Source organism: Reyranella sp., assembly GCF_965279625.1.
GTDB lineage: Bacteria > Pseudomonadota > Alphaproteobacteria > Reyranellales > Reyranellaceae > Reyranella.
This window is the reverse complement of record NZ_OZ257251.1, coordinates 2004838-2026133: the sequence shown is the minus strand read 5'-3', so window position 1 is coordinate 2026133 and position 21296 is coordinate 2004838. Positions and strand designations below refer to the sequence as shown.

Annotated in this window: 30 protein-coding genes and 1 pseudogene; 13 read left to right on the top strand and 18 right to left on the bottom strand. The window is 66.7% G+C overall.

Features of this window, described 5'->3' with window-relative positions; genetic code table 11:
- Nucleotides 1–24 precede the first annotated feature (24 nt).
- From ACQY78_RS09930 to ccoN, 10 genes are all read right to left on the bottom strand, one after another.
- On the bottom strand, nt 25–396 hold the full coding sequence (locus ACQY78_RS09930; RefSeq protein ID WP_428685127.1) for a hypothetical protein: 372 nt from the start codon (nt 394–396) through the stop codon (nt 25–27).
- 71 nt (nt 397–467) lie between these two features.
- Nucleotides 468–659, bottom strand: a complete 192-nt coding sequence (locus tag ACQY78_RS09925; RefSeq protein ID WP_428685125.1) for a hypothetical protein — start codon at nt 657–659, stop codon at nt 468–470.
- Nucleotides 659–814, bottom strand: coding sequence for a cbb3-type cytochrome oxidase assembly protein CcoS (ccoS, locus tag ACQY78_RS09920; protein ID WP_295137193.1), 156 nt, complete (start codon nt 812–814; stop codon nt 659–661). Before ccoS ends, ACQY78_RS09925 begins: the two co-directional genes overlap by 1 nt.
- Entirely contained in the window at nt 814–3189 is a 2376-nt protein-coding gene (locus ACQY78_RS09915) for a heavy metal translocating P-type ATPase metal-binding domain-containing protein (RefSeq protein ID WP_428685123.1), read from the bottom strand. Before ACQY78_RS09915 ends, ccoS begins: the two co-directional genes overlap by 1 nt.
- A complete protein-coding gene (locus ACQY78_RS09910; protein WP_428685121.1) occupies nt 3186–3662 on the bottom strand; it encodes a FixH family protein in 477 nt (158 codons plus the stop codon). The genes ACQY78_RS09915 and ACQY78_RS09910 overlap by 4 nt, the downstream gene beginning before the upstream one ends.
- A 10-nt stretch (nt 3663–3672) precedes the next feature.
- A complete protein-coding gene (gene ccoG / locus ACQY78_RS09905) occupies nt 3673–5145 on the bottom strand; it encodes a cytochrome c oxidase accessory protein CcoG (protein ID WP_428685119.1) in 1473 nt (490 codons plus the stop codon).
- 19 nt (nt 5146–5164) lie between these two features.
- Nucleotides 5165–6025 (bottom strand): cytochrome-c oxidase, cbb3-type subunit III, encoded by an 861-nt coding sequence (ccoP, locus tag ACQY78_RS09900; protein WP_428685117.1) that lies wholly within the window; start codon nt 6023–6025, stop codon nt 5165–5167.
- Between the two features lie 10 nt (nt 6026–6035).
- Nucleotides 6036–6188 carry a cbb3-type cytochrome oxidase subunit 3 gene (locus tag ACQY78_RS09895; RefSeq protein ID WP_428685115.1) on the bottom strand — a complete coding sequence of 51 codons (153 nt, stop codon included), beginning with the start codon at nt 6186–6188 and terminating at the stop codon, nt 6036–6038.
- Nucleotides 6189–6201: 13 nt separating this feature from the next.
- Complete coding sequence (gene ccoO, locus ACQY78_RS09890) at nt 6202–6927, bottom strand: cytochrome-c oxidase, cbb3-type subunit II (RefSeq protein ID WP_425064317.1); 726 nt, start codon at nt 6925–6927, stop codon at nt 6202–6204.
- 12 nt (nt 6928–6939) lie between these two features.
- Nucleotides 6940–8403, bottom strand: coding sequence for a cytochrome-c oxidase, cbb3-type subunit I (gene ccoN, locus ACQY78_RS09885; RefSeq protein WP_428685113.1), 1464 nt, complete (start codon nt 8401–8403; stop codon nt 6940–6942).
- A gap of 124 nt (nt 8404–8527) precedes the next feature.
- Here ccoN and ACQY78_RS09880 point away from each other — a divergent pair, with 124 nt between their 5' ends.
- Nucleotides 8528–9364 (top strand): DUF2189 domain-containing protein, encoded by an 837-nt coding sequence (locus tag ACQY78_RS09880; RefSeq protein WP_428685111.1) that lies wholly within the window; start codon nt 8528–8530, stop codon nt 9362–9364.
- A 99-nt stretch (nt 9365–9463) separates the two neighbouring features.
- The gene (locus tag ACQY78_RS09875; RefSeq protein WP_428685109.1) at nt 9464–9598 is read left to right on the top strand and encodes a hypothetical protein; all 135 of its coding nucleotides are present in this window, start codon (nt 9464–9466) and stop codon (nt 9596–9598) included.
- A 189-nt stretch (nt 9599–9787) separates the two neighbouring features.
- On the opposite strand, the gene ACQY78_RS09870 is transcribed toward ACQY78_RS09875, so the two are convergent.
- Entirely contained in the window at nt 9788–10477 is a 690-nt protein-coding gene (locus ACQY78_RS09870) for a sulfite exporter TauE/SafE family protein (RefSeq protein WP_428685107.1), read from the bottom strand.
- A 145-nt stretch (nt 10478–10622) separates the two neighbouring features.
- Between ACQY78_RS09870 and ACQY78_RS09865 the strand changes: the two genes are divergently transcribed.
- From ACQY78_RS09865 to ACQY78_RS09830, 8 genes and pseudogenes are all read left to right on the top strand, one after another.
- Nucleotides 10623–11462: a universal stress protein gene (locus ACQY78_RS09865; RefSeq protein WP_428685105.1), complete on the top strand. Its 840-nt coding sequence runs from the start codon at nt 10623–10625 to the stop codon at nt 11460–11462.
- Entirely contained in the window at nt 11462–12805 is a 1344-nt protein-coding gene (gene hemN, locus ACQY78_RS09860; protein ID WP_428685103.1) for an oxygen-independent coproporphyrinogen III oxidase, read from the top strand. Before ACQY78_RS09865 ends, hemN begins: the two co-directional genes overlap by 1 nt.
- A gap of 13 nt (nt 12806–12818) precedes the next feature.
- Nucleotides 12819–13034, top strand: a complete 216-nt coding sequence (locus ACQY78_RS09855; RefSeq protein WP_428685101.1) for a hypothetical protein — start codon at nt 12819–12821, stop codon at nt 13032–13034.
- 101 nt (nt 13035–13135) lie between these two features.
- A pseudogene (locus ACQY78_RS09850) lies at nt 13136–14266 on the top strand (two-component system sensor histidine kinase NtrB); the annotation flags it as partial.
- On the top strand, nt 14259–14870 hold the full coding sequence (gene fixJ, locus ACQY78_RS09845) for a response regulator FixJ (protein WP_428685099.1): 612 nt from the start codon (nt 14259–14261) through the stop codon (nt 14868–14870). The pseudogene ACQY78_RS09850 and the gene fixJ, both read left to right, overlap by 8 nt.
- A gap of 50 nt (nt 14871–14920) precedes the next feature.
- Complete coding sequence (locus tag ACQY78_RS09840; RefSeq protein WP_428685097.1) at nt 14921–15292, top strand: response regulator transcription factor; 372 nt, start codon at nt 14921–14923, stop codon at nt 15290–15292.
- Nucleotides 15279–16271, top strand: coding sequence for an ABC transporter ATP-binding protein (locus ACQY78_RS09835; protein ID WP_428685095.1), 993 nt, complete (start codon nt 15279–15281; stop codon nt 16269–16271). The genes ACQY78_RS09840 and ACQY78_RS09835 overlap by 14 nt, the downstream gene beginning before the upstream one ends.
- 88 nt (nt 16272–16359) lie before the next feature.
- Nucleotides 16360–17040, top strand: coding sequence for a helix-turn-helix domain-containing protein (locus ACQY78_RS09830; protein ID WP_428685093.1), 681 nt, complete (start codon nt 16360–16362; stop codon nt 17038–17040).
- Between the two features lie 48 nt (nt 17041–17088).
- On the opposite strand, the gene ACQY78_RS09825 is transcribed toward ACQY78_RS09830, so the two are convergent.
- The 3 genes from ACQY78_RS09825 to ACQY78_RS09815 all read right to left on the bottom strand — a co-directional run bounded on the left by ACQY78_RS09825 (nt 17089) and on the right by ACQY78_RS09815 (nt 17953).
- Nucleotides 17089–17235 (bottom strand): hypothetical protein, encoded by a 147-nt coding sequence (locus ACQY78_RS09825; RefSeq protein WP_428685091.1) that lies wholly within the window; start codon nt 17233–17235, stop codon nt 17089–17091.
- 24 nt (nt 17236–17259) lie between these two features.
- Nucleotides 17260–17673 (bottom strand): translational machinery protein, encoded by a 414-nt coding sequence (locus tag ACQY78_RS09820; RefSeq protein ID WP_428685089.1) that lies wholly within the window; start codon nt 17671–17673, stop codon nt 17260–17262.
- Nucleotides 17674–17737: 64 nt separating this feature from the next.
- Complete coding sequence (locus tag ACQY78_RS09815) at nt 17738–17953, bottom strand: hypothetical protein (RefSeq protein ID WP_428685087.1); 216 nt, start codon at nt 17951–17953, stop codon at nt 17738–17740.
- Nucleotides 17954–18048: 95 nt separating this feature from the next.
- Here ACQY78_RS09815 and ACQY78_RS09810 point away from each other — a divergent pair, with 95 nt between their 5' ends.
- Both ACQY78_RS09810 and ACQY78_RS09805 read left to right on the top strand, forming a co-directional pair.
- Nucleotides 18049–18384, top strand: a complete 336-nt coding sequence (locus ACQY78_RS09810) for a hypothetical protein (protein WP_428685085.1) — start codon at nt 18049–18051, stop codon at nt 18382–18384.
- Nucleotides 18381–18668, top strand: coding sequence for a hypothetical protein (locus ACQY78_RS09805; protein ID WP_428685083.1), 288 nt, complete (start codon nt 18381–18383; stop codon nt 18666–18668). The genes ACQY78_RS09810 and ACQY78_RS09805 overlap by 4 nt, the downstream gene beginning before the upstream one ends.
- Before the next feature lie 126 nt (nt 18669–18794).
- Here ACQY78_RS09805 and ACQY78_RS09800 read toward each other — a convergent pair whose 3' ends face one another.
- A complete protein-coding gene (locus ACQY78_RS09800) occupies nt 18795–19274 on the bottom strand; it encodes a DUF992 domain-containing protein (RefSeq protein ID WP_428685081.1) in 480 nt (159 codons plus the stop codon).
- Between the two features lie 162 nt (nt 19275–19436).
- Between ACQY78_RS09800 and ACQY78_RS09795 the strand changes: the two genes are divergently transcribed.
- The gene (locus ACQY78_RS09795; protein ID WP_428685079.1) at nt 19437–19796 is read left to right on the top strand and encodes a hypothetical protein; all 360 of its coding nucleotides are present in this window, start codon (nt 19437–19439) and stop codon (nt 19794–19796) included.
- Nucleotides 19797–19823: 27 nt separating this feature from the next.
- On the opposite strand, the gene ACQY78_RS09790 is transcribed toward ACQY78_RS09795, so the two are convergent.
- The 3 genes from ACQY78_RS09790 to ACQY78_RS09780 all read right to left on the bottom strand — a co-directional run bounded on the left by ACQY78_RS09790 (nt 19824) and on the right by ACQY78_RS09780 (nt 21230).
- On the bottom strand, nt 19824–20120 hold the full coding sequence (locus ACQY78_RS09790) for a c-type cytochrome (protein WP_428685077.1): 297 nt from the start codon (nt 20118–20120) through the stop codon (nt 19824–19826).
- Nucleotides 20121–20139: 19 nt separating this feature from the next.
- Complete coding sequence (locus ACQY78_RS09785; RefSeq protein WP_428685075.1) at nt 20140–20349, bottom strand: hypothetical protein; 210 nt, start codon at nt 20347–20349, stop codon at nt 20140–20142.
- Nucleotides 20350–20426: 77 nt separating this feature from the next.
- Entirely contained in the window at nt 20427–21230 is an 804-nt protein-coding gene (locus tag ACQY78_RS09780) for a CBS domain-containing protein (RefSeq protein ID WP_428685073.1), read from the bottom strand.
- Between the last annotated feature and the right edge of the window lie 66 nt (nt 21231–21296).

The following is a 21296-nucleotide window of genomic DNA, read 5'->3' as shown; positions in this document are numbered from 1 at the left end:
CCACTCGCTCGTCGAGCGTGGGCGTCACACCACCTTCTGCGTGACCTTCGCGACCTTGAACGGGCGCTGGACCCCGTCATGCTCGGTGACGGACACGTATTCGCCCGCCACGAACCTGTGGGTGTCGAAGCGGAAGATCGGCTCGTCGTCGTCGTCTCCCGGCTGGTAGGAGAAGGCCCACTTGCCGTCGCGGCGATGGATCAGATGGCCGGTCTCGTCATCGGCTTTTTCCCAGAAGCGGCGCACGGTGCAGGCGGCCTTGTGCTTGGCCCAGCCGTCCGGCTGCAGGTGACCCTGCGCGTCGAGCGGCGCCACGAATTCGTAGCCATGGTTCGAGCTGCCGTTGGGAAACTCGGGCGTCCGGGCCAGTTCGAGGACGATCTTCTTGAGCGGCATGACTTTCTCCTTTGGCGATGGCGCACTATGCCCGCCAGGACTCATCCGCCCATGATCCAGATCAATCCCGGCTAGTTGCCTTCGGCAGCGTTCCGTTCCGCCTCGTCGAAGCTGGTCTTGATCATGAACCAGCAGAACAGCACGCCGAAGAGCGAGAGGCCGAGCCCGAAGGCCAGGATGCCGGAGTCCTTCGCGGCACCCGCCATCAGGAGGCCGACCAGGCCCATCACGGCGGCCATCGTTCCCATGATCCAGTAGGACATCATTTGCTCCTTGTGTCGTCGTCATCGAAAAGAATGCGGCCCGCGGCCCCATCGGGATCGTCGTACTGGCCGTTGCGCAGGGCCCAGAGGAAGGCCGCGAGGGCGAGCAGCCCGAGGATGAGCGCTGCCGGCACCAGGACGAGCAGGCTGTCCATCAGGACCTCCCGCCTTTGGGTGCGCCGGCGCCGAGGCGCAGGGCGTTGCCGATCACCAGCAGGGAAGACGAGGACATCGCCACCGCCGCGATCAGGGGCGTCACGTGGCCCAGGATCGCGAGCGGCACGGCGCTGAGATTGTAGAGGAGGGCCAGGGCCAGGTTCTGGCGGACCAGGCGGTCGGCGCGGCGGGCCACCTGCAGGATCTCCGCGACGGGTCCGAGCGCGTCGCCCTGGAACACGGCGTCGGCGGCGCACTGCGTGGCCTCGGCGGCGGTGGTCGGCGAGATCGAGGCGTGGGCGGCCGCGAGGGCCGGCGCGTCGTTCAACCCGTCGCCCACCATCAGGACGCGTTTGCCTTCGGCCGCAAGCGCGGCAAGGCGCTGCGCCTTCTCCGCCGGCGTGACGCCGGAGCGCCACTCGGCGATGCCGGCTGCTGCCGCTGCTTCCGCGACGGCGGCCTGCCGGTCGCCAGACAGGACCTCGACGCTGAGGCCGCTTCGGCGCAGCGCGGCAACGGTCGGCCTGGCGTCCGGCCGCAGCCGGTCGGCGAAGGCAAAGCGCACGGGCGGGCGCTCCGGCCGCGACAGCCACAGTTCCGACCTTCCGTCGTCCAGCGGATCGGTGATGCCGCAGAAGGACGCCGACCCCAGTCGCACGCCGCCATCGCACTCAAGCCCCGCACCGGGATGTTCGACGACACCAGCGGCCGGGATCGCCTCGGGGAGAGCGCGCACGAGGGCACGGGCCAGCGGATGGCGGGAGTTGAGCGCGAGCGAGGCGGCAAGCTGCCGGGCCTCGGGATCGTCCGGCGCCGCCACCAGTTCGGGCCGTCCGAGGGTGAGCGTGCCGGTCTTGTCGAAGACGACGTGATCGACCTGCGCCAGGCGCTCCAGCGCCGTCGGCGACAGGAGCAGCATGCCCGATCGCAGGAGTCGCGTGCTGGCCACGACCTGGACGACCGGCACCGCCAGCGCCAGCGCGCAGGGGCAGGTGATGATCAGCACGGCGGTGGCGACCAGCAGCGCACGGTCCCAGGCGAGCCCACCCAGCAGGATCCAGCCCAGGAAGGTGAGCAGGGCCGTCAGGTGGACCACGGGCGCATAGGCGCGCGCGACCCGGTCGGCCAGCGCCACGAACCGGGAGCGCCCGCGTTCGGCGGCCTCGACCAGGCGCACGATCTCCGAAAGCAGCGTGTTGTCGCCCGCCGCCGTGACCATCACGCGCAGGGCCGCGCCGAGATTGATCGTACCGGCGAAGGCCTTGACGCCGGGAAAGGCCGGCTGTGGCAGGCTCTCGCCGGTCACCAGTGAGGCATCGAGCGAGGAGACGCCCTCGTTCACGATGCCGTCGGCGCCCAGCCGCTCGCCGGCGGCGACCAGCAGCAGGTCACCCGGAACGAGGCTGTCGACACGGCGCGAGGCCGTGGTGCCGTCGGCGCCGATCACCGTGGCGCTGCGGCTGGAAAGCGCCAGCAGGGCATGGACGGCCTGCCGGGCGCGCCCGCGCGCGCGGCGGTCAAGGTAGCGCCCAATCAGGAGGAAGAAGAGGAGCGTGATGGCCGAATCGAAATAGGCGTGCTGTTCGCCAACCCAGGCCTCGTGCAGGCTGACGATGCAGGCGAGCGTCACGCCGATCGAGATCGGCACGTCCATGTTGGTGCGCCCGGCGCGCAGTGCGTTCAGGGCCGAGCGGAAGAACGGCCGGCCGGCATAGGCGACCGCCGGCAGGGCGATGGCCGCCGACAGCCAGTGGAAGAGCGCGCGCGTGGCGTCGCCCATTGAGCCGTCATGGCCCGCCCAGACGGCGACGGAGAGCAGCATCACATTGGCCGCCGCGAAGCCCGCGACCGCCATGGCACGCAACAGCTCGCGGGTTTCGCGATCGTCGCCGGCCGCGGCGGCGATGGTGTCGTAGGGCGCCAGCCGGAAGCCGAGGGCCGCGACCAGGCCGGCGTGTCCGTTGGCGTCGTCGACCGATCCCTGCCACGCCAGCGCCAGGCGGCGCGTCGACAGATGGACCCGCGCGCGCGTGACCAAGGGATTGCGCGCCAGCAGGCTCTCGATCAGCCAGACGCAGGCGGCGCAGTCGAGCCCGTCGACCAGAAGCTCCAGCGAGGCACCGCCGTGTCCGTCGGGCCTGGCATAGGCGGCGAAGTCGATGTCGAGCGGTTCGGGACGGTGGGCGCGCGTCTGTTCGAGGCGGCGGTAGAAGGCGCCCAGGCCGGCGGCGCCTATGATGGCGTGCGCGCTGGCGCATCCCGGGCAACAGAACTGCGCGTCCGGCCCGCTCCGCAGCGTCTCACCGCAATGCGCGCACGTTCGTGTGGCCGCGGAAGTGGCGACGGCAGGGGCGTAGAGGACCGCGTCGGTCACCTGAGGAACATCCGGCGTGTCTGCGCAAAGCGCTGGCCGCCCTGTTCGACGGAGATATCGGCATCCCAGTTGCCGCGCGCCGGCAGGGTGACGTGGCCGGCATGACGGCCGATATCCACGGGCGCCATCTCGACGCCCAGCACCGCACCCTTTTCGGCCGGCCGCACCAGCGCCACGGCGACCTGCGCGCCGGCGAGCGGCTGGCCGGCGCGATCGAACACGGCGATCTCGAGAGTTCCGCTGTCGGGCCGCCAGATGGGTTCGACCCGCCAGCCGAGTGCATCCCGGGCCTGCTGGGCCGCAATGATCTCGTTGTAGTGCAGGCCCCGGTCGCGCGGCTTGGGCGTGTAGAGGCCGGAGAAGGAGCCGACCGCTATTGTGATCATCGTTGCGTTGACGGCGAACACGATCGCGAACCCCGCGACGAAGAACCAGGGGATGTGGCGGCCGCGCGCGAGGGCGGTGGTGTTCATGGTGCTCTCCTCAGCGTCCCGGGCCGACGAAGACGGCGTCGTGCGACGCGCCCCCGCTGCTGGCCTCGTCGCGCACGGTGAAGGTGATCGGCTTCGCGCCGGACGGCGCCGCCGCGGCGGGCACCGTGACAAAGACGCGGAAGGTGCCCACGGCGTCAGGCTGCACCGACAGCGTCGCCGTCGGACCGCTGCCGTCGACATCGGCACCGACGAAGCCCAGTTGCGCCGACGGCAGACCATCGATCTCGAGCCGGACATGCTGGGGCGTGCGGCGCTTGTTCAGCACCTTGACGGCATAGGAGTTGCGGATGTCGCCGTTGGACAGACGCACGTAGTTCGGGTTGCGGTCGCGCTGTACCGTCAGCTCGGTGTCGGCGCGCAGCGCGAAGACCACCAGCATCACGGCGGCGACGACGCTGAGCAGGGCGGCGTAGAGGAGGGTGCGCGCCCGGACGGGCCGCCACGGCACGGCAGCGGCACCGGTTTCCTTCGCCTGCTGCGCGGCCAGCGTATCCCAGCGGATCAGCCCGGTCGGACGCCCGACCTTTTCCATCGTCTGCGTGCAGGCGTCGATGCACAGGCCGCACCCGATGCATTCGATCTGCTGGCCATCGCGGATGTCGATTCCTGTGGGGCAGACGGCGACGCAGAGATTGCAGTCGATGCAGTCACCGCGGCCGGCCCAGCTGTCGCCGGCCTTGTGCTTGCCCCGCTTTTCGCCGCGCCACTTCTGATAGGTGACGATGAGGCTCTGCTCGTCGAGCATCGCGGCCTGGAAGCGCGGCCACGGGCACATGTACGTGCAGACCTGCTCGCGCGCCCAGCCGGCCAGGACATAGGTCGTGGCGGTGAAGAGGCCTGCGAAGACATAGACCTCCATCGAGGCCTCGCCGCGGAAGATCTTCACCAGCGTGGTCGGAGCGTCGACGAAGTAGAAGACCCAGGCGCCGCCGGTGGCCGCGGCGATGGCCAGCCAGGCGGTGTGCTTCAGGGTCTTGCGTGCGGCCTTGGCCGCCGACAGCGGCTGGCGGTCGAGCCGCATGCGCTCGTTCCGGTCGCCCTCGATCAGCCGCTCGACCCACATGAAGAGGTCCGTCCAGACGGTCTGCGGGCAGGTGAAGCCGCACCAGACCCGGCCGAACAGGGACGAGGCGAAGAACAGGCCGAACGCGCCCAGGATCAGGAACCCCGTGACGAAGTAGATTTCCTGCGGCCAGATGACGATGTCGAAGAACCAGCCGCGACGATGGTCGAGGTCGATCAGGATGGCCTGCGAGGGCGCGCCGGGGCCGCGATCCCAGCGCAGCCAGGGCACGACATAGTAGAGGCCGAGAAGCAGGACGAGCGTCGCCCATTTGATCTGCCGCCACTTTCCCGCGATCGCGCGAGGATAGACCCTCGTGCGCGGGGCATAGAGCGGCGGCGGCTCCGGCGTCGGCGGCCGGGGCGGGGCCATGTCGGCCTTGCGGGCGGGGGAGACCATCGTTCGACCCGCACCGCGCCTAGCGGTCGCCGCCCAGCGCGTGGACGTAGACGGCCAGCATCTTCATCGTCGCCTCGTCGAGCCTGCCGCTCCACGCCGGCATGCTGCCGTTGCGGGCGTAGAAGATCGAGCGGTAGATGGCGTCGCGGCTGCCGCCGTAGAGCCAGATGCCGTCGGAGAGGTTGGGCGCGCCCAGCTCCTGGTTGCCCTTGCCGCCTTCCTTGTGGCAGGCGACGCACTGCTCCTCGAAGATCTTCGCGCCTTCGGGCGTCGCCTTGGCCTTGCCGGACAGGCTGAGCACGTAGTCGGTCACGGCCGCCACCTGCGCACCGGTCAGCAGCCCGTCAGCGCCAAAGCGCGGCATCATCGACTGGCGCGACTTGTCGTCGGTGTTGCGAATCCCGTGCTCGATGGTGGCGTAGATCTGGTCGATGCTGCCGCCCCAGATCCAGTCGTCGTCGACCAGGTTGGGGAAGCCCGTGTTGCCGCCACCGCCGGCGCCGTGGCACTGCATGCAGTTGGTCTGGAAGGCCGAGCGGCCGCCCGCCATGGCGAAGTTGAACAGTTCCGGATCCTTGCGGATGTCGGCCAGCGACGCGGCGCGGATGCGGTCGACGAAGGTGGCGCGTTCCTTTGCCTGGGCACTGAGTTCCTGGCGCAGCTCGGCGCGGCTCGAGTAGCCGAGCAGCCCCTGCGTATGGCCGGTGAGCCACGGCCAGGACGGGTACAGGGCGCAGTAGACGACGGCGAAGGCAATGCAGGCGTAGAAGGTATAAACCCACCATGTCGGCAGCGGCGTGTTCAGCTCCTTGACGCCGTCCCACTCATGGCCGGTGGTGTTCTGGCCGGACAGTGTGTCTTTCTCGATCTTGGTTGGCATGGCCGGTCCTTCAGCGGTCGTCGTCGAGGGGGATGCGGGCGTCTTTCTCGAAGCGCTTCCGATTGCGCGGCCGCAGCGCCCAGAAGAGAATCGCGAGGAAGATGATGACGGCCCAGACCGTCCAGAAGGAGGCGAGGAACTCGTGCAGGCTTTCGAGGGTCATGGCGGGCTCCTCTCTATTGCTTGAGCCGGTCGGGCGGGATGTCGCCGAACTGCACCAGCGTCCCCAGCATCTGCAGGTAGGCGACGAGCGCATCCATCTCGGTGATCTTGTTCGTCTCGCCGTTGAACTTGGCGACGGGCGCGCGGGGATAGCGCTTCTGCATGGCCGTCGGATCGCGGTCCGGATCGACCTGCGCCTCGAGATCGGCGCGGGCGTTGGCGATCATCTCGTCGGTGTAGGGCGTGCCGACGCTGCGCAGCGTGCGGAGATGCTGGGCGATGTCGTCATACTCGAGCGGGCGGTCGGCCAGGAACGGATAGGCCGGCATCACGCTTTCGGGCACGACGGCACGCGGCGAGGCGAGATGGGCGACGTGCCAGTCGTTCGAATAGCGGCCGCCGACGCGCGCGAGATCCGGTCCGGTGCGCTTGGAGCCCCACTGGAACGGCTTGTCGTACATGCTCTCGGCCGCGAGGCTGTAGTGGCCATAGCGCTCGACCTCGTCCTTGAAGGGACGGATCTGCTGGCTGTGACAGAGGTAGCAGCCCTCGCGGATGTAGATGTTGCGGCCCATCAGCTCGAGCGGCGTGTACGGGCGCACACCGTCGATGCGCTCGATCGTCGTTTCGATGGTGAACAGCGGGATGATCTGGACCAGGCCGCCGATCGATACCGTGATCAGCGTCAGGACGAGCATCAGGATGACGTTCTTCTCGATCGTCTCGTGGCGAATAAACATTGGAACGCTCCTTTACGCCGCGAGTGCCGGTTGGGTCTGGGTGGCGAGCGTCTCCGTTTCCGTGCGGATGGTTCGCCACATGTTGTAGGCCATGATCAGCCCGCCGCTCAGGAAGCAGACGCCCCCCAGCAGACGGATCAGGTAGAAGGGATGCATGGCAGCGACGGTCTCGACGAACGAGTACTGGAGGAACCCGAGCTCGTCGTAGGCCCGCCACATCAGGCCCTGCATGATGCCGCTCACCCACATCGCCGTGATGTAGAGAACGATGCCGATGGTCGCGATCCAGTAGTGCCAGCTGATCAGGCGCGTGGACCACATGGCCGGCCGGTTCCACATCTTCGGGATCAGGTAGTAGAGCGTGCCGAACACGATGAAGGCGACCCAGCCCAGCGCGCCGGAATGGACGTGGCCGATCGTCCAGTCGGTATAGTGACTGAGCGAGTTGACGGCCTTGATCGACATGACGGGTCCTTCGAAGGTCGCCATGCCGTAGAAGCCGACGGCGGTGACCGAGAAACGCAGGCCCGGATCGGTGCGGAGCTTGTCCCACGCGCCCGACAGCGTCATCAGGCCGTTGATCATGCCGCCCCAGCTCGGCATCCAGAGCATGACCGAGAAGGCCATTCCCAGCGTCTGGGCCCAGTCGGGCAGGGACGTGTAGTGCAGGTGATGGGGGCCGGCCCAGATGTACATGAACACCAGGGACCAGAAGTGGATGATCGACAGACGGTAGGAGTAGACCGGCCGGTTCGCCGCCTTCGGGATGTAATAGTACATCATGCCGAGGAAGGCCGCGGTCAGGAAGAAGCCGACCGCGTTGTGGCCGTACCACCACTGGATCATCGCGTCCTGGACGCCCGACCAGGCGCCGTAGCTCTTTGTTCCCGTGATCGAGACCGGCAGGGCCAGGTTGTTGACGATGTGCAGCATCGCGATGGTGATGATGAAGGCCAGGTAGAACCAGTTGGCCACGTAGATGTGCGGCTCTTCGCGCTTCAGCACCGTGCCCAGGTAGGCGATCAGGTAGGCCACCCACACGATGGTGAGCCAGAGGTCGACGAACCATTCGGGCTCGGCGTACTCCTTGCTCTGCGTGATGCCGAACAGATAACCCAGCGCCGCGGTGACGATGAAGAACTGGTAGCCGAGCAGCACGAACCAGCCGAGCGCTTCGCCGCCGAACAGCCGTGCGCGGCAGGTCCTCTGCACCACGTGAAAGGCCGTGCCGATCAGCGCGGTGCCGCCGAAGGCGAAGATGGCTGCAGACGTATGCAGCGGCCGCAGGCGGCCGAATGTCAGGTAGGGGCTGTCGAAGCTGAGCTGCGGCCATACCAGCTGGGCCGCGATGACGACGCCGACCAGGAAGGCCGCGATGCCCCAGAACATGGTCAATACGACAGCCGCGCGGATCACGTCCTCGACGTAACGCGGCGCCGGCCGCTGGTTGGCTGTCAATACGGCTTGGCTCGGCATGCTTACTCCCCGAATGGTCGGGGGAACCGTAGGAGATCGCGCCGCCCGTTCCCTTGATTTGGGTCAAGGCCAGTGCGCCGAGCGGCGGATCACAATGCTGCATGCAATCTGAATGTGAGGCGCCATGAGCGAGACCATTGCGGTGTTTCCGACGCCCCGGCCCCTCATCCGGCGCGTCCCGGTCGATCGTCCGTGGACATGGCTTGCCGCCGGCTGGCGCGACATAGTGGCCGCACCCGCTGCCAGTCTCTCCTATGGTCTGGTGCCCGTAGCGGCCGGATGGCTGGCGATCGTGCTGATGCTGCGCTTCGATCTGCCCTATCTCGTGCTGCCGCTCAGCGCCGGCTTCTTCTATGTCGGCCCCTTCATCGCCACCGGCCTGTACGAGATCAGCCGCCGCCTCGAGGCCGGTCAGCCCGTGGACGGCAAGTCGACCCTGATGGCCTGGCGACGCAATCCCGAGCAGATCGCGCTGATGGGCGTGCTGCTCCTGCTCTTTCATCTGGCCTGGATGAGAATGGCGCAGCTCCTGTTCGCCATCTTCGAATGGCGCACCGTCCCTTCCTGGGACCGCTTTCTCGATCTCGTCTGGACGAGCTCTAAGAGCCTGCCTTTCCTGGCGCTGGGCGTGGGGCTGGGAGCGGTTCTGGCGGCCATCGCCTTCGCGATCGGCGCCTTCTCCATTCCCTATCTCCTGGATCGTCGGAACTCGAACATGTTCGAGGCGATCGCGACCTCGGTGGCGGCCACACGTCTCAATTTCCGGCCGATGCTTCTATGGGCCTGCGTGATCGTGTTCCTCACCGGCCTCGGCATGATCGTGGGACTGCTCGGGCTGGTCGTGACGCTGCCGCTGGTCGCGCACGCCACCTGGCATGCCTACCGCGACGTCATCAGCTTCGAGCCGGAGCCCGCCGAGGGCACGTCACTTCCACAACGGACCCTCCGTAGTACTCCTTAGTTCAATTCCCGAATGGTCGGTCGGCAGCCGAACTCGTAACGACAGTTGCGATCCTACGTGCCGACCGGCGCGATGACAGATCGCTCGAAGGAGAGGGGCATGGTCAAGCAACGGAAGCCTATGACTCCCGAAGAGTTCGCCCAGGACGTCGGCGGTATCGCGCTGTGGCTGTTCGCGGCCATTCTGGCCGTGCTGGGTCTGGCCACACTCCTGGAGACGCTCGCGACCTTCTAAGGTCGTGGTCGGCGTCACTCCAGCAGGCCGTTGAAAAGGCCGGGATCCTGGCAATAAACGAAACAAACGAAATAAACGAAACCAACGAATCCGGAGTCGCACCCCCCCCCCCGAAACAGGTGCCGTGGTGACCGTTGAGGGGTCGATATTGCCGGCCGGCAGGCCTGAAAGGCCTGCTTTACCGGCCTGCTAGAGCCGCTGGCTGGCCAAGGCGAGCATGACCAGCGCGTTGCCCGCGAGAAGAGGCGGGCTTATCCACTTCGCGACCGTCCGCAGCTGGCGGCGCATGATCAGCCCGCCCCAGCCAACGGCGACGAGCGCCGGTACGGTGCCGAGGGCAAAGCATGCCATGGCAATGGCCCCCGACAGGACGGATCCGGTGCCGGCCGCCGCCGCCAGGGCGCCGTAGAGCAGGCCACAGGGCAGGAAGCCCAGGACGACACCGAGTCCGTACCGCGCGACGGGCGTGCATGAAGCAGAGAATGGACCGGCGAGACGGGCCACCAGGTTCGTGGCGGGCGAAGCGGCATTCAGGGCCATGCCGAGAGCCTGAGCTGCCAGCAGGCCGGCGGCCGCGACCAGAAGGATCGCCGACAGCCAGCCGAACACTTCCAGCGACGCAAACACGGCCGTTACGCCTCCGGCCACGGCGCCGAGCCCCGTATAGGTGGTGAAGCGCCCGAGATGGTAGGGCACGAGCAGGGCGCCGGTCAGCCGCTGCCACTCGCCATAGGGTCGGTCCCCCGGGCTTTCGGCGGAGGCCATCACCTGGCCCAGCACGAACGGACCGCACATGCCCACGCAATGCACGAGACTGCCAGCGAGGCCGGCCAGGAGCAGCGCCGCCGGTAGGCCGAACGGCATCGATGCGGCAGCCATGAGGCCGTCGCCGCACATCGCAAAGAAACGGGAAATGAGGTCCATCGCCGGCAATGGACCATGAATTTCCGGTGTGGCGATTGACCTGCGTCAAGGTCGCACGCTTCGCGACCGGGCACGATCGACCGACTTCAGGAGGATGCCCATGGCCTACAAGACGATTCTCGTTCACTGCGATGCGAGCCCCAAAGTGGGCCAGAGGCTGACCGTGGCGGCGGAACTGGCGGAGCGCTATGGCGCCCATCTGGTCGGCCTGCACGCTCGTCCGCCGCTCGAAGCGCCGATCTTCTTCGAAGGCGGCGTCGCGATGGACTCGCTGTTCGCCAGCTACGAAGCCAGCGCCGACGCCGACCAGGCCACCGCGTTCGCGGCCTTCGAGAAGGCCGTCAAGGAACGTCGTGTTCCTTCGCATGAATGGCGTGTCACGGACGGCTTCATCGACTCCGAACTCGTCCTGCAGGCACGCTACACCGATCTCCTCGTGCTTGGTCAGACCGATCCCGATGCCCAGACACCGACCCCTTCGGACCTGCCCGAAGCCGTCGTCCTGGCGAGCGGCCGGCCGACCCTCGTCGTGCCGCATATCGGCGTACGCGCACCGATCGGCGAGTCCGTGCTGCTCTGCTGGAACGCCAGTCGCGAAAGCGCGCGGGCCGCGGCCGATGCCTTGCCGTTCCTGCGCATGGCAAAGAAAGTCGTCGTCCTGGTGGTCGACCCGCGCACGTCGCCCGACGGGCACGGCGCCGAGCCTGGAGCCGATGTGGCGCTCTGGCTCACCCGTCATGGAGTGAACGTGACGGTCCAGCGCGACGTCGCCGCCGACAGCGATGTGGGCGCCGTCATCCTGTCGAGGGCCGCCGATATCGGCAGCGACCTCATCGTCATGGGTGTCTATGGTCACTCACGTGTGCGCGAGATGGTGCTGGGCGGCGTGAGCCGCACGCTCCTGTCCAGCATGACCATTCCTGTGCTGATCTCGCACTGATGGACGCCACCACCATCGCGGCCTACGACCGCTCGGTTCCTCGTTACACGAGCTATCCGACGGCCGCCCAGTTCCACGGCGCCGTGGGCGCCGTGCAGCACAAGGCCTGGCTCGGAGACCTGGGCCGCGACTGCTCGACGATCTATCTCCATGTACCCTTCTGCGCACGTCTGTGCTGGTACTGTGCCTGCCACACGGCGGCGATGAACCGCTCGGAATCGCTTGGCGCCTATGCCCGTGCGCTTGCGAAGGAAATCGATCTCGTGGCCGAGGCCGCGCCGGGAATGATGGTCGGTCAGATCCAGTGGGGCGGCGGTACGCCGTCGCAGCTGGGGTCGGCTAACCTCGTTGCGGTGGCGAAGCGGCTCGCCGCACGCTTCGATCGGCGCAGCGGCTCTGAGACCTCCATGGAGGCGGATCCGCGATTCTGTGACGATGAATTCGTGGCGACGATGCGGGAGATCGGCGTCGATCGCGTGAGTTTCGGCGTCCAGGATTTCGATCTGGACGTGCAGAAGGCGATCAACCGGCTGCAGTCGATCGAGGATACGGCCTCCGCGATCAAGCGGATCCGTGCCGCCGGCATCGCCCGCATCAACATCGATCTCGTCTATGGCCTGCCGAAGCAGACGCCGGAGACGCTCGCCCGCACGCTCGACGCCGCACTCGAACTGGCGCCGGACCGGTTTGCCGTCTTTGCGTACGCCCATGTGCCGTGGATGAAGGCGCGCCAGCGCCTGATCGAGGCGGAGAGCCTGCCGGGCGCGGAGGCTCGTGCCGTCATGGCCGATCTCGTGGCGCAGCGCCTCGTCGAGGGCGGCTACAAGAGAATCGGCCTCGATCATTATGCGCGGCCCAGCGATGCGCTTTCCACCGCGGCGGACCGCGGCCGCCTGCGGCGCAGTTTCCAGGGATATGTCGTGGTCGACCAGCCGTCGGTCGTCGGCCTGGGCGCTTCGGCAATATCGAGCCTGCCGCGCGGCTACACCCAGAACATCGCCGATCCGGGACGCTATCAGTCGATGATCGAGGCCGGATGCTTCGCCTCGGCTCGGGGGCTGGAGCTCACCGGTGCCGACCGGCTTCGCGGCGAGATCATCGAGAGGCTGATGTGCAGTTTCTCGGTCGACCTCGATGACGTCTGCCGTCGTCACGGTGCCTCGGCGCAATCGTTCATCTCGGAAGTGGCGGCGCTTCCCCAGCTGGTCAGCGACGGGCTGGTGCAGCGCGACGGCGAGAGACTGCACGTCACCGAGCGCGGGCGCCCGCTGGTGCGCTTCGTCTGTGCAGCGTTCGACGCCCACCTCGCCCACGCCGACGGCCGGCATTCACGCGGAATCTGAAGAAGGGATCGTCATGAGCACTCATCAACTGGTATCTCGGCATGTCGAAGCCGCACTGGCGGAGGCAGCGGGCAAGGGCATCGCCGGCGACGTGGTCGCGCGCTGCCTGCTCTCCGAAGCGATCCGCATCTTCAGGCTCGGCCGCTCGAACGACGACATCGCGTCGGAGCTGACGGCGGCGATCGACAATCTCGACGAGGATGCCCCGCTCTCCTTCATAAGGCCCTGATTGCCGTGCCACCGGCACGTCGGCGCATGCTATAAGTCATTCTGTCATGGTGATGCGCCGATGAGCCGGATGTCCTGATGAGCGAACCCTCGCTCGCGCTTGCGCTTGAGGCGGCGGAAGCGCGCCTGCGGTCCATCCTGCAGACCGTGCCCGACGCCATGATCATCATCGATGAGCGTGGCCGTATCGAATCGCTCAGCACCACCGCGGAGCGCCTGTTCGGCTATGACGCGGATGAAGCGTGCGGGCGCAACGTCAGCCTTCTGATGCCGTCGCCCTATCGCGAGCAGCATGATGCCTATATCGGGCGCTACCTCTCGACAGGCGAACGCCGGATCATCGGCATCGGCCGGATCGTGGTGGGCCAGCGCAAGGACGGGACGACGTTCCCGATGCATCTCACAGTGGGCGAGCTGCGCACCGGCGATCGCCATCACTTCACCGGCTTCATCCGCGACCTGACCGACCAGCAGCTCACCGAGGACCGAATGAAGGAGCTGCAATCGGAAGTGACGCACATGTCGAGGTTCACGGCACTGGGCGAGATGGCCTCGACGCTCGCCCACGAGATCAATCAGCCGCTGACGGCCATCAGCAACTATCTCAAGGGCTCGCGCCGCCTGCTCGAACGCATGGAGGGCGAGAACATCGAGATGTTGAAGGACGCGGTCTCGAAAGCCGCCGACCAGGCCCTGCGTGCCGGGCAGATCATCCGTCGCCTTCGCGAGTTCGTGGCGCGCGGGGAAAGCGAACGGCGGATCGAGAGCCTTCCCAAGCTGATCGAGGATGCGAGCACGCTCGCGCTCGTCGGTGCGAGGGAGCACGGGATTGCCGTCATGTTCAGGCTCGATCCCGTGGCTGATCTCGTGCTCGCCGATCGCATCCAGATCCAGCAGGTGCTGGTCAACCTGATGCGCAATGCCATCGAGGTGATGAGCGAGGGAGGGGCCGTCCGGCGCCTCGATATCGCCACGGCGGCCGCACCCGACGACCAGGTGGAGGTAACCGTCGCCGACACCGGGGCGGGCCTTGCGCCGGAGGTGGCGAAGCAGCTTTTCCAGCCCTTCGTCACGACCAAGCGGAAGGGCATGGGCCTCGGCCTCTCCATCTGCCGCACCATCGTGGAGGCCCATGGCGGCAAGATCTGGGTGGAATCGCCTCCGGACGGTGGGACGATCTTCCACTTCACCCTGCGCGCGGCCGCACACGAACGGGAGACGGACGATGGCTAGCCAGGTCGTGCATGTGATCGACGACGATGTCGACGTCCGGCAGTCGCTTGCCTTCCTGCTCAGCACGGCGGGCGTCGCCGTGCGTGTCCACGACTCGGCGGTGGCCTTCCTGAAGGCCCTTCCGGACGCTCAGTCGGGGTGCGTCGTCACCGACATCCGCATGCCGGAGATGGACGGGCTGGAGCTGCAGCGTCGCCTGGTCGAGCTGAAGGCCGGTTTTCCCGTGATCGTGATGACGGGCCACGGCGACGTGCCCATGGCGGTGGAAGCCATGAAGGCCGGCGCCGTCGATTTCATCGAAAAGCCGTTCGACGACGAGACCCTTCTGTCGGCGATCCGGTCGGCCCTCGACAGCCATGCCCGCAACCGAGAACGCGACGACCGGATGCTGGCGATACGCAAGCGGCTCGATGCGCTGTCCGGGCGGGAACGCGATGTTCTGAGAGGCCTCGCGGCCGGCAAGGCGAACAAAGTGATCGCCTACGATCTCGGCATCAGCGCCCGGACCGTCGAGGTCTATCGCGCCAACGTGATGACCAAGATGCAGGCCGACAGCCTTTCCGAACTGGTCCGCATGGTCCTCATGGTCGAGGGAGACTCCTAGATTTTGCGCTGGATCAACGCGGCGCCGGTCGCCTCGGGCGACGTTGCCGCATGCTGAAGGCTCCCGATGTGATTCTGCTCGTCGATGACGATGCCGCGGTGCGCAACTCTCTCAAGTTCTCGCTCGAGATGGAGGGGTTCAGCGTCCGCCTCTATCCGACGCCGGAAGCCCTGCTCGCCGAGGATGAGCTCCCGGCCGGCAGCTGCCTCGTCATCGACTACCGCATGCCCGAGATCGATGGGCTGGAGCTCGTCGAGCGGCTGCGCAGCCGGGGCGTTACCTTGCCGGTCTTTCTGATCAGCGGTCGGGTGACCCGCTCCCTGCGCGCCCGGGCGTCCGGTCTCGGGATCTGCGATGTGCTGGAGAAGCCACTGGCAGACCTGGTCGTCAGTATCAGGCGTGTCCTCGATGCCAGGCCCTGACGGTCATGCCGCGATGCCATCGACCATCCTCGGCTTCGTACTGCGTTCGTCGGGGCGCCATCAGGCGGCCCTCGCGGTCCTCTCGGTCCTCGTCTTCCTGCTAAGCACGGCTCCGCTGGAGCTGCAGCGCCGCGTGATCAACGTGCTGGTGGATCGCGGCGCCTTCGAGACCGTGCTGTGGCTGGCGGCGGCCTATGTCGGCGTCGTGCTCTCCGAGCAGAGCCTGAAGCTCTGTCTCAACGTCTATCGAGGCTGGGTCGCCGAGGATTCGGTGCGCCGCCTGCGCAGCCTGGTTGGCGAGTATGCCGATCGCGCCACGCGAGATGTCAGCGGCGAGGAAGCTGGCATCGAGATTTCCATGGTGCTCGAGGAAGCCGAGCCCATCGGCGGCTTCACGGGCGTCAGCCTGTCCGAGCCGCTGCTGCAGGGCGGCGTGTTGGCGAGCGTGATCATCTACATGCTCTTTCTCGACTGGCGCATGGCGCTTCTGGGCCTCGCATTCTTCCTGCCGCAGGTCGTCTTCGTTCCCTTGCTGCAGCGCGCCATCAACCGCCGAGCCCAGTCGCGCATCCTCGTCAAGCGCGGCATCAGCGGCGGACTCGTGAGCCGCATCTCCGCCGGTCGCGGGGCATCGGGCGGCCGCATCGGATGGGGCTGGACGCAGGACCCGATCGAGCGCGTGTTCACGCTCAACATGGGAATCTACAGAATCAAGTTCACGATGAACCTGCTGATGAACATGATGCATCACCTGGCCGTTGCCTCGGCGCTCTGCTTCGGCGGCTGGCAGGTGCTGCAGGGCAAGATCGAGGTCGGGACGGTGGTCGCGGTGGTGTCGGGACTGGGCAAGCTCAACGACCCGTGGGGCGACATCGTGAACTGGGCCCGCGAGCTGGCGGTCGTCTCCGTCAAGTACCGTCTGTTCGCGGGCGTCCTGGACGATCTCGCGGCCCCGACGGCGAGCCCGGCGCCTACGTAGAATCCCTTAGTTCAAGACCCGAATGGTCGGCCAGCCGGCCGGGCCCTATCCCTGTGTCCATCAAGACACACCAAGTCGGGAGCCCGCCATGCACACGAATTCAGCGATTTCTGCTCGTATTCCCGCTGCTGTCGCCCTGCGGGGCGCCGCAAACATGCAGTATGCGGGCATCCCGACGGCGGGCCTGCCGCGGATGCTGGCAAAGGGTGACGAGCTGTTCGCTGAAGGGGACCCGGCGGAGTATTTCTACAAGGTGGTTTCCGGTTCGATCCGCACCTGCAAGCTGCTGAGCGACGGTCGCCGGCAGATCGATGCCTTTCACCTTCCGGGCGACATCTTCGGGCTGGAGGCGGGGACCGAGTATCGCTTCACCGCCGAGGCCCTGAGCGATGCCACGCTCGTGGCCTTTCGCCGCTCGCGGCTCGACGAGCTGACGGCCGCCGATCAGGCGTTCGGCAACCAGGTGCTGGCGTCGATGATGAAGTGTCTCGGCCGCGCCCAGGATCACATGCTGCTGCTCGGTCGCAAGACGGCCCAGGAGAAGATCGCGACTTTCCTTCTCGACATGGCCCGGCGGATCTCCAGCGACGACGAGCATATCGAGCTGCCGATGCAGCGCTCCGACATCGCCGACCATCTCGGCCTCACCATCGAGACGGTATCGCGTACCCTGACCCAGTTTGCGCGCAAGGGCCTGATCCGGCTTCAGGCCGGCAGCCGCTCCGTCGATCTCTGCAACATGGCCGCCTTGCGCCAGCTCGATGCCTGATCCCGATGGCGGACCCCTGCGAAGGGGGCCGCCGCATGGATGCGCCGGTCAGCGTCTGGCCGGCTTCCGGGCGACGACGACAGCCCGCGCCTGCTGGGATCGCAGGTACTGCGCGGTGGCCGAGGCCACGGAAATGCCCAGCAGCATGAACGAGCCGCAGGCGAGCAGCAGGAAGTAGATCGGAATATCGGTCATCTGAACCTCCTTCATTCCCGGTGATCAGTGGGCTACGCCCCCCACAGGGGCGTTCGGCCGCAGTCGATCGATGGCCTTGAAGGATCGCCGGGCATGATCGATCAGCTCTCCATCGGTCGGGTGATCCATCGCCTCGACGCCTACGAGCGTCTTCCTGACGTGCGGCAGATGCTTGTCGAGGTGGTGCACGAGGTCCTGCTTAGCCTGCGCCGGGCCGACCAAAAGCCACTCCTGGGTGCCGCGGATGGCGTCGACGATGTGATCGAGGAAGCTGAGGTCGAGGGCGGCATGACCTGCGCCGATGACGCCCGCCTTATGGTGCACTTTCCGGAACGGGCTGTGGGCCTTGATGTTCTCGCGCTCGACATCGTCGGCGTTGAAACGGAACACGTGGGCTTCCTTGCTGTCCATCCAGACGATGGCGTGACTGTGGGTCAATGGTTTCTCCCGATGGCGATTTGAGAATGGTGACTCGGCGCGCGCGGCGATGCGTTGATTCAGGTCAATCGTCCGATGAAGTCGGATCGGACGATCGCCGGCGGGCGGCGACGGCGCGCAATTCGCTCATCCTTTTGCCGGTCAGCGGATCCACGACGTGCAGTCCACTGCAGGCCAGGCAATGCTGGCCGACGAATGCGGGCAGGGGCCCGTTACCTTCATCGTAGCGGCCCTGGACGTTGTAGCCCGTGCTCGGGCAGCGGAAGACGAACGTACGCACAGCGTGATTGTGTCTTCGCGGTCCTGCCGCGCCTTGATGCAGGTCAAGGCGCTGCCCGGCTCCGGCGCCGATCCTTCGCGCGGAGGGGAATTTTCATGACCAAGTGCATTTCCAAGGACAGGTTCGGCTACCTCGGGACGGAAGCCGCTGCCCTGCGTGAACATCTCGACCAGGCGTCCGCAGCCATTGCCCGCGCCGCGCAGAGCGAGGGAACGGAGGCCGCCACCGCGGCCGCCGAAGCCGCGCGGGAATTGCTCGCGCGTGCGGCCCTGCTGGCGGACGAATGGGTCGACAAGGCGAAAGTCGCCGCGAAAACGGTCGACGCGGGGCAGGAAGGACTTGCCGACATTGTACGGCGCAAGCCGCTCGCGGCGCTCGGTCTCGCCACGGCCGCCGGCTTCGTGCTGGCGCTCCTGGTGCGGCGCAAATGAGCGTTGCCTCGGAGGCCGGCTCCTTGCTGGTGGCACTGGCCAGGTCGCTCGCGACGGTGGGCGCCGGTGTTCTCGTCGCCTCCGGACGGCGGCTCGCAGCCACCGTGGCCGCCTATCTGATCGTCGGCCTGCTGCTGGCCGTCAGCCTGGCCTTTCTGACCCTATCGGCCTATCGCGCGATCGCCGTGTCCCTCGGTGATGTCTATGCTCCACTGATCGTCGGCTGCATCTACCTGGTGGCGGGACTCATTGCGGCGCTTGTCGTGCAGATGCGCCGCCGCTAAGCCTCATGCTTGAGGTCCGAGCTCGGGTTCGACGGCTCGCGTGGGGCGCATCGCGCCGAAGGGGAGAGACAGGATGCGACCCGGATCCGCCGGGCGCATCCCGCCATGATTACGTGAACTGATTGGTTACTTGGCCGCCTTGAGCGTGACTTCGGCCAGTCCAGCGGCGACGTTCAGGCCTATATTGCCTTCGACGCTGACCGGCTGCAGGCTGACCTGCTTGTTGCCGCCACCGATCAGGACGTTGGCGCCCGCGCCCACACCTGCCGAGGCGCTGGCCGTCGGACCGACATAGTCGCCGGCGAGCGCACCCTTGGCGACCTGACCGGGCGCGAAGACCAGCCAGACGACATGCCCCTGCTTGGTGAAGCCGAGATCGACGCCGTATTTCTTGATGGTGCCCGAGTAGTGTTCGGCGGTGCCGTCGGTCTTGGCCAGGATGCAGTCGAGATCCTTGGAAGAGCCGAATACGAAGCCGACGCCGCCGGAAACGGTGCAGGTCAGCGAGCCGGCGTTCACGCCCTTGGGAGGCGTCTGCGCTTGTGCCGCAAGACCGAGGGGAAGAATGGACAGCGCCGCCGTGAGGGCCGCAGCATACATTTTCATCGCTTGTCTCCTGGGGACGCGGAAAGGGTTTCTCCGCGGGGGCGAAGTTAGGATTGAGGCACCAAGGAAGCGTTGATCTGCATCAAGCTCGCCGAGGTTGATGCAGATCAACGGCCCTTGCTTCGTCTGGGCTTACAAAAGGTGCCGGATGCGGAGGGTGAGATGAGCGACATGCATACGGACAAGCTGCCGAGCGTGGAGTCACTGCCGGCGAGCAACACGTGGAATTCGGCCCTGGCGACCTATGCCGATTGCTTCGAGGAATGGGCTGCCGCTGGCGCAGCCTGGCAGAGCGAGGTCTCACGATTCGCCGAACGCCGCTTCAAGGACAATGTCTCGACATACCTGACGCTGCTGTCGGCGCGCGACGCCGCGAGCCTCTGGCAGGCCCAGGGCGCCTGGAGCGTCCGGGCCGCAGAAGACTATTCCGACGAGGCCGCGCGTCTGGCCCGGTTGATCACCAGCGTCGCGCTTTCCGGTGCGACGCCCGAAGCCCAGCAGACGACCCAGCTCCTGGGATGAGCGTCCGCGCCCCGCCGTTCACGTGGGCTAGCGAAGGCTCAGGATATAATCGACCAATGCCTGACGCTCACCGTTGCTGAGAGAGAAGTCGGGCATGCGCGTGTGTCCGGCGGACAGATAGGCCTTGAGCTGCTCGGCGGTCGTCGTGGGCTTGGCCGCGATGGCGGAGAAGCTCGGGATGCCGTTCGCGCTGGCGGTCTTCGGTGCGGGCTCGACGACGTGGCAGGCCATGCACCAGCGTTCGGCCAGGGCAGCGCCGTAGCGGGGGCTCTGGGCCAGGGCGGGAATAGGCAGAAGCAACAGCAGGGCAATCGATCTTTTCATCGGGCTCTCCATGATCTGACTAGGAGCGGCGGAGCGCCCGGAATAGGGCGATGCCGACGACGAGGAGCAGTACCGAGGGGACGAGTCCCATCAGGGCGAGTTCGAACGGGTCCCGCGCCGCCCCGCGCAGGAACGGAAGCCATGCATTGTCCGCCTGGCACCACAGCCGGCCGTCGGCCTGGCGGATGCACGACTGGTTGAGGAGCAGCATCCAGCCGACCCATGTCATGGCGCTCCCAACCGCCCACAGGGTGATCAATGCGCGTCCCGAGCCCATTCTGCCGCTCCTTCTTCTGGGGGTGCCGTTCAGGCGGCGAAATTGATCTCATTGGGTATCAGCCCGAGTGTGTGCTCCACGCGCTTCACGCCGGGGACGTTTTCGGCGGCCACGCGCATGGCATCGCGCGTCTCGGCGGATCGCACGTACCCCCAGAGATGCACCACGCCCTTGTCGACGACGACGTTTGTCGTCGGACCGACAATTGCGCCGATGCGACCGATTTCCTTTTCCACTTGCTGCTTGATCTCCTCGTCATTGGCCGTCGCGTCGCCGAGCGGCTGACGCGACAGGAGCCCCAGCAGCAGGTTGGAGCGGCTCACCAGGCCGACCAGTTTGCCATCGCGAAGGATGGGTACGCGCTTGATGTTGTGGCGCTTCATCAGCGCGGCGACTTCCTTCACTTCCGTATGCTCGCCAACCGTTACGACGTCTTTCGTCATGACGTCGGTCACGCGGCGTGAATGCGTGCGAACATAGTCGCGGGCGATGACCGCATCATCGGCGAGCAGGCGTTGAAACCACGATCGGAAGGGCGAGGTGTCGGTTTCGGCGCGGAACATCAGGTCGGCCTCGCTGACGATGCCGATCATCCGGCCGTCCGTGTCGACGACGGGCGCGGCGCTGATCCCCGAAGTGAGAAGTTTCTCGGCGGCCTCGAAGACGGAGGCGCCGGCCTCGATCGTGATGACGGGCTTGCTCATGATCTGCTGGACATGCATGGCGACCTCGGGGTTCTGCGGAGAGTCTGGAGGGAAGTTCACCCGAGGGGGCGCCCCTGCGCCTTGTCCCAGATCAAGCGGTCGCCGCGGATCGGGCTTGATCTGGATCACGGCATCGCGGGACTCTTTGCCCCTTAGCTGGCACCATGAGCGCGAACGGAATCCAACAGGTGGGCC

What these genes read in the sequence shown, in the direction of transcription:
- ACQY78_RS09895 (WP_428685115.1), bottom strand. Translation starts at nt 6,188, where the DNA reads ATGACCCTCGAAAGCCTGCACGAGTTCCTCGCCTCCTTCTGGACGGTC.
- ACQY78_RS09835 (WP_428685095.1), top strand. Translation starts at nt 15,279, where the DNA reads ATGCCAGGCCCTGACGGTCATGCCGCGATGCCATCGACCATCCTCGGC.
- ACQY78_RS09925 (WP_428685125.1), bottom strand. Translation starts at nt 659, where the DNA reads ATGTCCTACTGGATCATGGGAACGATGGCCGCCGTGATGGGCCTGGTC.
- ACQY78_RS09810 (WP_428685085.1), top strand. Translation starts at nt 18,049, where the DNA reads ATGACCAAGTGCATTTCCAAGGACAGGTTCGGCTACCTCGGGACGGAA.
- ACQY78_RS09870 (WP_428685107.1), bottom strand. Translation starts at nt 10,477, where the DNA reads ATGGCTGCCGCATCGATGCCGTTCGGCCTACCGGCGGCGCTGCTCCTG.
- ACQY78_RS09805 (WP_428685083.1), top strand. Translation starts at nt 18,381, where the DNA reads ATGAGCGTTGCCTCGGAGGCCGGCTCCTTGCTGGTGGCACTGGCCAGG.
- ccoG (WP_428685119.1), bottom strand. Translation starts at nt 5,145, where the DNA reads ATGGTCTCCCCCGCCCGCAAGGCCGACATGGCCCCGCCCCGGCCGCCG.
- ccoS (WP_295137193.1), bottom strand. Translation starts at nt 814, where the DNA reads ATGGACAGCCTGCTCGTCCTGGTGCCGGCAGCGCTCATCCTCGGGCTG.
- ACQY78_RS09840 (WP_428685097.1), top strand. Translation starts at nt 14,921, where the DNA reads ATGCTGAAGGCTCCCGATGTGATTCTGCTCGTCGATGACGATGCCGCG.
- ACQY78_RS09825 (WP_428685091.1), bottom strand. Translation starts at nt 17,235, where the DNA reads ATGACCGATATTCCGATCTACTTCCTGCTGCTCGCCTGCGGCTCGTTC.
- ACQY78_RS09875 (WP_428685109.1), top strand. Translation starts at nt 9,464, where the DNA reads ATGGTCAAGCAACGGAAGCCTATGACTCCCGAAGAGTTCGCCCAGGAC.
- ACQY78_RS09830 (WP_428685093.1), top strand. Translation starts at nt 16,360, where the DNA reads ATGCACACGAATTCAGCGATTTCTGCTCGTATTCCCGCTGCTGTCGCC.
- ccoN (WP_428685113.1), bottom strand. Translation starts at nt 8,403, where the DNA reads ATGCCGAGCCAAGCCGTATTGACAGCCAACCAGCGGCCGGCGCCGCGT.
- ACQY78_RS09880 (WP_428685111.1), top strand. Translation starts at nt 8,528, where the DNA reads ATGAGCGAGACCATTGCGGTGTTTCCGACGCCCCGGCCCCTCATCCGG.
- ACQY78_RS09800 (WP_428685081.1), bottom strand. Translation starts at nt 19,274, where the DNA reads ATGAAAATGTATGCTGCGGCCCTCACGGCGGCGCTGTCCATTCTTCCC.
- ACQY78_RS09910 (WP_428685121.1), bottom strand. Translation starts at nt 3,662, where the DNA reads ATGAACACCACCGCCCTCGCGCGCGGCCGCCACATCCCCTGGTTCTTC.
- ACQY78_RS09790 (WP_428685077.1), bottom strand. Translation starts at nt 20,120, where the DNA reads ATGAAAAGATCGATTGCCCTGCTGTTGCTTCTGCCTATTCCCGCCCTG.
- fixJ (WP_428685099.1), top strand. Translation starts at nt 14,259, where the DNA reads ATGGCTAGCCAGGTCGTGCATGTGATCGACGACGATGTCGACGTCCGG.
- ACQY78_RS09795 (WP_428685079.1), top strand. Translation starts at nt 19,437, where the DNA reads ATGAGCGACATGCATACGGACAAGCTGCCGAGCGTGGAGTCACTGCCG.
- ACQY78_RS09930 (WP_428685127.1), bottom strand. Translation starts at nt 396, where the DNA reads ATGCCGCTCAAGAAGATCGTCCTCGAACTGGCCCGGACGCCCGAGTTT.
- ACQY78_RS09855 (WP_428685101.1), top strand. Translation starts at nt 12,819, where the DNA reads ATGAGCACTCATCAACTGGTATCTCGGCATGTCGAAGCCGCACTGGCG.
- ACQY78_RS09865 (WP_428685105.1), top strand. Translation starts at nt 10,623, where the DNA reads ATGGCCTACAAGACGATTCTCGTTCACTGCGATGCGAGCCCCAAAGTG.
- ccoP (WP_428685117.1), bottom strand. Translation starts at nt 6,025, where the DNA reads ATGCCAACCAAGATCGAGAAAGACACACTGTCCGGCCAGAACACCACC.
- hemN (WP_428685103.1), top strand. Translation starts at nt 11,462, where the DNA reads ATGGACGCCACCACCATCGCGGCCTACGACCGCTCGGTTCCTCGTTAC.
- ccoO (WP_425064317.1), bottom strand. Translation starts at nt 6,927, where the DNA reads ATGTTTATTCGCCACGAGACGATCGAGAAGAACGTCATCCTGATGCTC.
- ACQY78_RS09785 (WP_428685075.1), bottom strand. Translation starts at nt 20,349, where the DNA reads ATGACATGGGTCGGCTGGATGCTGCTCCTCAACCAGTCGTGCATCCGC.